This is a genomic window from Metabacillus sp. 84, assembly GCF_050107715.1.
Taxonomy (GTDB): Bacteria; Bacillota; Bacilli; order Bacillales; family Bacillaceae; genus Metabacillus_B.
This window is the reverse complement of sequence record NZ_JBNILN010000052.1, coordinates 1-215: the sequence shown is the minus strand read 5'-3', so window position 1 is coordinate 215 and position 215 is coordinate 1. Positions and strand designations below refer to the sequence as shown.

Genomic DNA, 215 nt, shown 5'->3' with positions numbered 1-215 from the left:
TGAGCCGTGCAATCATCAATTTTGCAAAAGACAATCACATTTCTGTCATTCGCTTGGAACAACTGGCGAACATTAGACAGACGGCAAAAACGAGCCGTAAAAACGAAAAGAATTTGCACACTTGGTCATTTTATCGCCTGTCTCATTTCATCGAATATAAAGCAAACCTAGTGGGTATTAAAGTTGAATATGTGAATCCCGCCTACTCGAGTCAA

General features: G+C 40.0%; 1 protein-coding gene. It reads left to right on the top strand.

Translation table 11 applies throughout. The features are described 5' to 3' along the window. Window positions 1–215 (top strand): IS200/IS605 family accessory protein TnpB-related protein (locus ACQCV8_RS20280; protein WP_426847231.1); only part of this gene is annotated, 215 nt, incomplete at both ends.